The 7883-nt window shown below is 68.9% G+C and carries 14 protein-coding genes and 1 tRNA gene; 6 read left to right on the top strand and 9 right to left on the bottom strand.

Going from position 1 to position 7883, the window contains the following annotated elements; all coding sequences use genetic code 11:
* The first annotated feature begins 9 nt into the window (after positions 1–9).
* The 4 genes from Q0M60_RS05060 (at position 10) to Q0M60_RS05075 (ending at position 1477) form a co-directional block, all read left to right on the top strand.
* A tRNA-Ala gene (locus Q0M60_RS05060) sits at positions 10–85 on the top strand.
* Positions 86–195: 110 nt separating this feature from the next.
* Positions 196–627 carry a DoxX family protein gene (locus tag Q0M60_RS05065; protein WP_296816762.1) on the top strand — a complete coding sequence of 144 codons (432 nt, stop codon included), beginning with the start codon at positions 196–198 and terminating at the stop codon, positions 625–627.
* Positions 628–723: 96 nt separating this feature from the next.
* Entirely contained in the window at positions 724–1140 is a 417-nt protein-coding gene (locus tag Q0M60_RS05070; protein ID WP_296816765.1) for an Hsp20 family protein, read from the top strand.
* An 82-nt stretch (positions 1141–1222) separates the two neighbouring features.
* Positions 1223–1477 carry a DUF1150 family protein gene (locus tag Q0M60_RS05075; protein ID WP_296816767.1) on the top strand — a complete coding sequence of 85 codons (255 nt, stop codon included), beginning with the start codon at positions 1223–1225 and terminating at the stop codon, positions 1475–1477.
* 10 nt (positions 1478–1487) lie between these two features.
* Here the strand turns inward: Q0M60_RS05075 and Q0M60_RS05080 are convergent, their stop codons facing one another.
* The 3 genes from Q0M60_RS05080 to rpoN all read right to left on the bottom strand — a co-directional run bounded on the left by Q0M60_RS05080 (position 1488) and on the right by rpoN (position 4291).
* Positions 1488–1952: a PTS sugar transporter subunit IIA gene (locus tag Q0M60_RS05080; RefSeq protein WP_296816770.1), complete on the bottom strand. Its 465-nt coding sequence runs from the start codon at positions 1950–1952 to the stop codon at positions 1488–1490.
* A gap of 94 nt (positions 1953–2046) precedes the next feature.
* Positions 2047–2697 (bottom strand): ribosome-associated translation inhibitor RaiA, encoded by a 651-nt coding sequence (gene raiA / locus Q0M60_RS05085; RefSeq protein WP_296816771.1) that lies wholly within the window; start codon positions 2695–2697, stop codon positions 2047–2049.
* Between the two features lie 79 nt (positions 2698–2776).
* The gene (gene rpoN, locus Q0M60_RS05090; RefSeq protein ID WP_296816773.1) at positions 2777–4291 is read right to left on the bottom strand and encodes an RNA polymerase factor sigma-54; all 1515 of its coding nucleotides are present in this window, start codon (positions 4289–4291) and stop codon (positions 2777–2779) included.
* Between the two features lie 115 nt (positions 4292–4406).
* Between rpoN and Q0M60_RS05095 the strand changes: the two genes are divergently transcribed.
* Positions 4407–4679 (top strand): hypothetical protein, encoded by a 273-nt coding sequence (locus tag Q0M60_RS05095; protein ID WP_296816776.1) that lies wholly within the window; start codon positions 4407–4409, stop codon positions 4677–4679.
* 2 nt (positions 4680–4681) lie between these two features.
* Here Q0M60_RS05095 and Q0M60_RS05100 read toward each other — a convergent pair whose 3' ends face one another.
* Positions 4682–5263: a cob(I)yrinic acid a,c-diamide adenosyltransferase gene (locus Q0M60_RS05100; protein WP_296816778.1), complete on the bottom strand. Its 582-nt coding sequence runs from the start codon at positions 5261–5263 to the stop codon at positions 4682–4684.
* Positions 5263–5469, bottom strand: coding sequence for a twin transmembrane helix small protein (locus Q0M60_RS05105; RefSeq protein ID WP_296816781.1), 207 nt, complete (start codon positions 5467–5469; stop codon positions 5263–5265). Before Q0M60_RS05105 ends, Q0M60_RS05100 begins: the two co-directional genes overlap by 1 nt.
* 168 nt (positions 5470–5637) lie before the next feature.
* On the opposite strand from Q0M60_RS05105, the gene Q0M60_RS05110 reads away from it, so the two are divergent.
* The gene (locus Q0M60_RS05110; protein WP_296816783.1) at positions 5638–6297 is read left to right on the top strand and encodes a TetR/AcrR family transcriptional regulator; all 660 of its coding nucleotides are present in this window, start codon (positions 5638–5640) and stop codon (positions 6295–6297) included.
* A gap of 6 nt (positions 6298–6303) precedes the next feature.
* On the opposite strand, the gene Q0M60_RS05115 is transcribed toward Q0M60_RS05110, so the two are convergent.
* From Q0M60_RS05115 to Q0M60_RS05130, 4 genes are all read right to left on the bottom strand, one after another.
* Positions 6304–6663 (bottom strand): hypothetical protein, encoded by a 360-nt coding sequence (locus tag Q0M60_RS05115; protein ID WP_296816786.1) that lies wholly within the window; start codon positions 6661–6663, stop codon positions 6304–6306.
* A gap of 3 nt (positions 6664–6666) precedes the next feature.
* Positions 6667–7155 (bottom strand): hypothetical protein, encoded by a 489-nt coding sequence (locus tag Q0M60_RS05120; RefSeq protein WP_296816788.1) that lies wholly within the window; start codon positions 7153–7155, stop codon positions 6667–6669.
* Between the two features lie 95 nt (positions 7156–7250).
* Entirely contained in the window at positions 7251–7586 is a 336-nt protein-coding gene (gene trxA / locus Q0M60_RS05125) for a thioredoxin (RefSeq protein WP_296816793.1), read from the bottom strand.
* 90 nt (positions 7587–7676) lie between these two features.
* Positions 7677–7883: PD-(D/E)XK nuclease family protein (locus Q0M60_RS05130; protein WP_296816795.1), on the bottom strand; the 207-nt coding region annotated here is incomplete at its 5' end.

Below are 7883 nucleotides of genomic sequence, written 5' to 3' on the forward strand. Positions count from 1 at the left end.
GACCAGATCGGGGCTATAGCTCAGTTGGTAGAGCGCTTGAATGGCATTCAAGAGGTCAGCGGTTCGACTCCGCTTAGCTCCACCATCGAAGGCCTCGCGGGACACCCCGCGGGGCCTTCGGCCTATCTGAACCCCAGTTAACTTGACGGTCCGGCCCGCTGGCGAGAGCGTCTCTCCCGAAGAGGGAGCTTCACCATGCGCGGACTTTTGTCCCCGGCCGGCTGGGGCCGGCATACCGACTGGGCTATCCTGGCCCTGCGGCTCTATCTCGGCGGGTTTCTGATCTGGGGGGTGTGGGACAACATCACCTCGACCGCGCGCATGGCGGAATTCGCCGGATTTCTGACGGCCATCGGGTCACCCATGCCCGATCTGGCCGCGCCGGTGTCGGTCTGGGCGCAGTTCCTGGTCGGTCTGCTGCTGATCCCGGGCCTGGTGACGCGCTGGGCGGGGATCCTGCTGGCGGTGAACTTCCTTGTGGCCGTCGTCCTTATCGGGACGTCCGACGGGATCTTTCCGGATGTCGCGCGCGAGCTGTTCGGGCCGATGATGTGCGTGCTGAGCGGTCTGGTGCTGGCGACCCACGGCGCGGGCCGGCTGTCGGTCGACGCGCGGCTGGGCGGTTGATCAGGCCGCGGCCGATCCCCATCTAGGCGGCAAGGGCGAGGCGCTCATCGGAGGCCTCGCACAATCGTAGGGTCGCTCAGCAAGGAGGGCTCCGCCATGTCTCGTTCCGTCTTCGTCGACAGCCCGTTCCTGCTCGGCTTCGAGCACACCCGCTCGCTGATCGACCGCGCCGCCAAGATCGCGGCCGAGGGCTATCCCCCCTACAATGTCGAGGCCATCGGCGAGGACGCCGTGCGCATCACACTGGCCGTCGCGGGCTTTTCGCCCGATCAGCTGTCGGTGACCGTGGAGGGCCGCCAGCTGGTCATTTCGGGCAAGCGCGAGGGCGAGCCGGGGCAGGAGCCGTCCTATCTGCACCGGGGCATCGCCGCGCGGGGATTCACCCGCGCCTTCGTCCTGGCCGACGGACTGGAGGTCGAAACCGCCCGGCTTGAGCACGGCCTGCTGCACGTCGAGCTGAGGCGACCGGAGGCAACACCGACGGTCAAGCGGATCCCGATCCAGGCCGGCTAGGCCCCTTCACGAGAACACGAGCCTGCCCGCGCCCGCTGAACCGGCGGAGGCGTGGGGCGTTGGCTATCCAAGGAGTTGAAAGATGCAGACCGTCCTGTCCCGCAAGGCCTTCGCTGAACTCGGCGCGCCGGACCTGGTGTATGTGCGGGAGATCAAGGCGAGCGAACTGCTGGCCGACGCCCCCGTGCTCGAGGCCGGCGGCCTGGAGATCAACCCGGAGCAGACGCTGTATGCGGTGCACGGCGCGGACGGCGCGCGCCTGGCGGTGCTGATGGAGCGTGAGGAAGCCTTCGCGGCGGCCGTGGCCCACGAACTGGCCCCGGTCTCCGTCCACTAGGGGGCGAGCTTCAGGCGGCGTTCGCCTGCACCTGATCGACCAGCAGAGCGTAGAGCGAGTCCGCGCTGCGGGCCTGGCGCAGGCGATCCCGGATATCGGCGCGTCGCAACAGGCGTGAGACCGAGGCCAGCGCCCGCAGGTGATCGGCGCCGGCGTCGGCCGGCGCGAACAGGCCGAAGAAGAGATCGACGGGCAGGTCGTCCACCGCTTCGAAGGCGATCGGCTGGTCGAGCTTCATGAAAACGCCGGTGACGCGGTCAAGGCCGGCCAGGCGCGCATGCGGGACGGCCACGCCGCCGCCGAGGCCGGTCGAGCCGAGCGTTTCGCGCTCGAGCAGGCCTTCAAGGACGCGCTCGGCCGGCACGCCGAGCTGAGGCGCGGCCAGATCGGCCAGGCTGTGCAGCAACTGCCGCTTGTTCGGCGCAGACGCCCTCACGGCCACGGCCGGACGCGACAGCAAATCTCCGATTTCCATACTCTAACCCCGACATCACCCGACGCACGGATCGCTCCGAGGCCTTGGTTGATTCTCAGCATCGCCCACGCGAGGCGCGCCCGTTATCCGAAGATTATGACGCTGATGCGTTCCCGTTCGATGAACGCGTTCGCTGCGGGTCGATCCAGCCCACATTGCCGTCCGGTCGTCGGTAGACCACCGAAAGCCCGCCGTGGCCGGCGTTGGCGAAGACCACGACCGGATAACCGGAAAGGTCCAGTTCGAGGACGGCCTGACCGACCGTCATGGTGCGGATGCGGGTATCCGTCTCGGCGATGACCATGCCGGTCGGCGGATGTTCGTCGGGACGGCCAGCCTCGCCGAAATCCTCGTCCTCGACGGCTTCCGGATCGCGAAGCACGGTGATGCGGGCCACCTCGGCGGCGGCCATTTCGGTCTTTTCGGGTGAGAGGCGCTTGGGCCCCAGATGGTGGTCCTTGAGCCGCCGCTTGTAGCGCCGGACGCGCTTCTCAAGGCGACTGAGCGACTCGGTGAAGGCCGAGTGGGCGTCGCCGCCGAGCCCGGAGGTGACGATCGTCTGGCCTGAGGCGAGCCGGACCCAGCAGTCGACCTTGAAGCTATGACCTTCGCGCGAAACCACGACCTCGGCGTCCTGAGCGCCGCGTTCGAAATACTTTCCGACCCCTTCTTCGAGTTCCTGGGAGATGCGCGAGCCTAACGCGTCGCCGACATCCACGTGCTTGCCGCTGACTTGGACCTGCATGGCCCTAAAACGCGCCGGAGGCCATCGGGTGTCAAGCCGAACCTCTACGGTTCAAAAAAAGGTGTTCGGGGGAACCGGCTTAGCCGGCGCGGAGCATCCGGCGACGCTCGACCGAGGACGGAATCCTCAAGGCTTCCCGATACTTGGCGACAGTCCGGCGGGCGATGTCGATGCCCGCCTCCTTCAGGATTTCGACGATGCGATCGTCGGACAGGACGGCTTCCTCGGCGGTCTCGCCCTCGACCAACTGCTTGATCCGATGGCGCACCGCCTCCGCGGAGTGGGAGCCGGCTCCGTCCGTGGAGGCGATGGCCGAGGTGAAGAAGAATTTCATCTCGAACACGCCGCGCGGCGTGGCCAGGTACTTGTTCGAGGTCACCCGGCTGACGGTCGATTCGTGCATGCCGATGGCCTCGGCGACCGTCTTGAGGTTCAGCGGGCGAAGGCATTCGACCCCGAAGGCGAGGAAGGCGTCCTGCTGGCGCACGATCTCGGACGCCACCTTGAGGATCGTCTTGGCGCGCTGGTCCAGCGACTTGACCAGCCAGGCGGCCTGGGCCGCGCATTCGGCGACGAAGGTCTTGTCCTGATCGCTCTTGGCCGAGCCGGCGACCACGGCGTGATAGCGCTTGTCGACCAGCAGCCTGGGCAGGGTGTCGGCGTTCAGCTCGACGCGCCAACCGCCGGCGGGGTCAGGCCGGACGAAGACGTCGGGCACCACGGTCTGGCTGGGCTCGCCGCCGAAGGCCGCGCCCGGCCGGGGCGTCAGGGCCTTCAGCTCGGCGATCATCTCGGCCAGGTCCTCGTCGTCGACGCCGCAGGCGCGCCGCAGGGCGCCCATGTCGCGTTTGGCCAACAGGTCGAGGTTGTCGAGCAGGGCGGCCATGGCCGGGTCGAACCGGTCGCGCTCTCGGAGCTGGAGCGAAAGGCATTCCGGCACCGAGCGCGCCATGACGCCGGTGGGCTCGAAGCCCTGACAGCGGAACAGCACGGACTCGACCCGCTCGTGGTCCCAGCCCAGGCGCTCGGCGATCTCGCCGAGGGCCGCGCGGAGGTAGCCGCCGTCGTCGACGCCGTCGATCAGGGCCAGCGCCACGGCGTGCTCGGCCGGCGTGAAGCCAGCCATGGACGCCTGCTCGGCCAGGTGCTCGGCCAGGGACTTCTCGCGCTTCAGGGCGCGTTCGAACAGATCCTCGTCGCCCTCGACCGAGCCGCCCCGCCCGACGGCCGACCAGTCGCCCAGGGGTTGGCTGGTCTCGGCCATGCGGTCGGAGGTGCGCTCGCCGGGCGCCGCGTCGCCATAGACGTCATCGGCCCCCGCATCGACAGCGTCGGAGGCCTCCGCGTTGCGGCCGTCCTCGAAGCTCATCTCGGCGCGATCGGACACCTCGGCGGCCTCGGCCGGCGCGTCCGGCGTCTCTCCTGGCTCGCCGTCCTCGCGCGCCAGCAACGGGTTGCGCTCGAGCTCGGCCTCGACGAAGGCGTCGAGTTCAAGGTTCGACAGCTGCAGCAGCTTGATGGCCTGCTGCAGCTGGGGGGTGATGACCAGCCCCTGACCCTGCCTAAGCTCCAGTCTCTGACCTAGACCGGCCATCTGCTCCCCGTGGCGCCCTTCTTGCTGGGGCCGAAGGTTGCGCGTGGGTGGTTAACGGACGGCGAAGACGGCTCGACCCCTTGCGCAGCCACGAGCGCGGCGTCAGAGAGGCGGCATGCGCCTGACCGTTTCCCGCCTGAAGATCATCTTCCTGGGGCTGTTCGCGCTCGCCTGCGCGGGCATCTGGGTTCACCAGATCTTCTGGGTCTGGCCAAAGGAGCGCTGCGAACGCGCCGGCGGCTGGTGGGACGGGTCCGAGCGGGTGTGCGGCCAGCCGATCTACATTCCCGACATCACCGGCCGGCGCGAGGGCGAGAGCCGCGAGGACGCCGCCCTGCGACGGGCCGCCGAACAGGCCGCCCAGGAACGCCGGGCCCGCGGCGAGTAGCTTCAGGCCTCGCGTGTGGCGCCGGGCTTCCAGAGCACGTCGCCGGTCGCGAGATTGGCGCGGCGGCACGCCACGAACAGCAGGTCCGACAGCCGGTTCAGATATTTCAGAGCCTCTGCGCTGACCGTCTCGGACGGGTCGGCGACCAGGGCCGCGACCCGGCGCTCGGCGCGGCGGCAGACGGTGCGGGCCAGGTGCAGATGGGCGGCGAGCGCGGTCCCGCCCGGCAGGATGAAGGAGGTCAGCGGTTCCAGCGCGGCGTTCATGGCGTCGATCTCGCGTTCGAGCCGGACCACCTGGTCCGCCGTAACGCGCAGCGGCTCCCAGCCGAGCGGCTTGTCTCGCTCGGGCGTGGCCAGGTCTGCGCCGAGGTCGAAGAGTTCGTTCTGAATGCGGCCGAGCATCTCATCGAGCTCGGGATCGCCGGCGGTGTGCAGCCTGACCAAGCCGAGACAGGCGTTGGTCTCGTCGACCTCGCCGTAGGCCTCGACGCGGCCGCTGGCCTTGGACACCGGCTCGCCGGTCGCCAGCCGGGTCGAGCCGTCATCGCCCGTACGCGTATAGATGCGGTTGAGGACGACCATCAGCCGCCGGCGCGCGACGCGATGAAGGCGCCCAGCGCCAGCAGCGCCAGGGCGGTGGCCTGGAGCACGACCCGCAGCCGCATCAGCTTGTTGGACCAGGTCCGGCCGAACTCCCCCCCGCGGAACAGCGCGTAGATGCCGAAGCCGAGCGTGATCGTCACCGCCGCGATGGCGATGAGGATGAGCACGTTCACCGTGTCCGTCATCGGATCGTTCCTTACGGCCGAGCTTGGGCCATTTCTCGCCGCATTGCCGCCCGAAAATGCGCGTTCGCAGATGCGACACACGGGCGCAAAGGCTATCTAAACCTTTCGTGCGATAGCGCTCCCCGACAACAAGAACAAGAAGGCCCGCCCCGGGCGGGATGCCCTCCAATGGATCAGTCACAAGTCCGCGGGCCTTTCGAGGCCGTCGAAGTCGCTCCCGCCAAGCTGAACCGGCGCCAGGAGGCCAAGCTGCGCACCCGCGGCAAGGTCATGCAGGCCGCCCGCGAGCTGTTCGGCGAAATGGGCTATGACGGCGCCACCATCCGCGACATCGCCAAGCGCGCCGGAATGTCGACGGGCGCGGTCTTCGCCAACTTCACCGACAAGACCGACCTGTTCGAGGCGATCTACGTCGAGGACGCCGAGAGCCTGCTGGACGTCATGCGCGAGGCCGCCCAGGCCGAGGCCTCGTCGGGCGTGGCCAAGCGTCTGTCGGCCCTGTTCGCCGCCGGTTACGGCCGTTCGATCGAAAACCTGCCGATGGTGCGCGCCGTGGTCGTGCGCTCCTGGCTGCAGGGCGACGACGCCGAGGGCCGCATGCGCACCCAGGACCGCGGCATGGCCAATCTGATCGCCGAAGTCCTTCGCGACGGCGTCAAGGCCGGCCAACTGAAGGCCGACGCCGACGTCAAGCTGGCTTCGGAAATGTTGCAGAGCGCCTACACCCGCAACTACCGCGTGGCCCTGTTCGACAAGGGCTCGCTCGACCAGCTGGTCGCCCGCATGGACGCCCAGGTGGCGATGCTGCTGAACGGCCTGTCGGCCTAGGCGACCTCAGTCGCCCAGAAGGGGCATCACCTCGACCCCGTCGCAGGGAAAGATGCTCATGTGCGGATGGTCCTCGAAGATCCGCGCCGCAGCCTCATGGCTGTCGGCGCGGACGACCATGAAGACGGTCAGCAGATTGACCACGTCCTCGATGCGTCCGTCGTCGCCGATGCGCTTCGTCGGCCCCAGCGGACCGCCCTGATAGACGATCACGTCCCGGTGCGCCTCGTCCCATGCGAGCACGGCCGCGACTCCGCGTTCGGCCGTAGCCTTCTGATCGGCCTCGCTCATGGCGCGCCAGGCCGCCCACTTGGGACCCGTCTTGTCGGAGGTGAAGACCCCTAGGTAATGCCCCCTGGTGCTCATCGCCTACCAGCCGCTCTCGCTGGCGGCGGCCAGCACGCAGTCGGCGGCGGCCTGGCGGGCCTCGTTCCAAGGCGTGACCGAGGCGCTGCGCCAACGCTGGGTGTCGAAACTGACCGACTGGCGCTCGGGCCGCGCAGCCGCCTCGCCCGGGCCGATGCAGCGCCAGGCGAAGTGGAAGCCCGGCCCCGGCATGGCCATCACCACCACCACCGGCGGCCGGGTCTGCTCCATGTCCGCCAGCAGCCCGCGAACACAGGCCTCGGCGTCCTCTGACGCAATGCAAGAGGCGAAGTCCTCGGCGCCCACCGGGGCCTCCGTCATTTGAAACAAGGCGCCGTCGCCGACGCTCTCGAGCAGGTGTTCGCTGTCCGCGCGCGACCCGCCGGCGTCGACCAGGACCACAGCCACCGGCGGGGGCGGGGGTATGGCCGCCGCCGCGGAGGGGAGCGCCAGGCTCAGAGCCAGAACGGACGGGGACAGGGAACGCAACATGAGGGACCTCGACCGGAACGGGGCGTCATCCTGACCCGATCAGGATATTCCCGCCACCCATGCCGTCCCGACGATGTCTGACGAGAGAGGGCCGGTCAGGCGGCCTGGGTGACGCCGGCCTCGGCCAGCCACTCCAGGATCTTGCCCTTCGGCATGGCGCCGGCCTTCATGGAGATCAGCTCGCCGCCCTTGAAGAGCATCAGGGTGGGCACGCCGCGGACGCCCATGCGCGACGGGGTCATCGGGCTGTCGTCGATGTCGACCTTGGCGATCTTCACCTTGCCGGCCAGTTCGTCGGAGATCTGCTCGAGCGCCGGGCCGATCTGCTTGCAGGGGCCGCACCACTCCGCCCAGAAGTCGACGAGCACGGGACCGTCGGCCTTGAGGACTTCGGCTTCGAAGCTGTCGTCGGTGACCTTGAGGGTGGCCATGGGGAGGGTCTCCGGTTCGGGCCGTCCAGGGGGAGCTGGTCCGGCAGGGGGATTCGCAAGCCGCCAATGTGGGGCGGCTCAGGCGGCGGTTCAACGCCTGAGCGCTGCGTCCAGCATCGCTTGGGGCACGGGCATGAGGTCCGGCCCGTCGGTCCACACCAGCGCCGCCTCGACTGGCCGGTCCGGATAGAGCCGGCGCAGCACCGCCGCATAGACCGCGAGCTGCAGCACATAGGCGGGATCGACCGCCTCGGCCGAGGGCGGCGCGGGCCGGTTGGTCTTGTAGTCGACGATCAG

Origin of the sequence: Brevundimonas sp., assembly GCF_024711105.1 — a bacterium.
Classification (GTDB): domain Bacteria; phylum Pseudomonadota; class Alphaproteobacteria; order Caulobacterales; family Caulobacteraceae; genus Brevundimonas.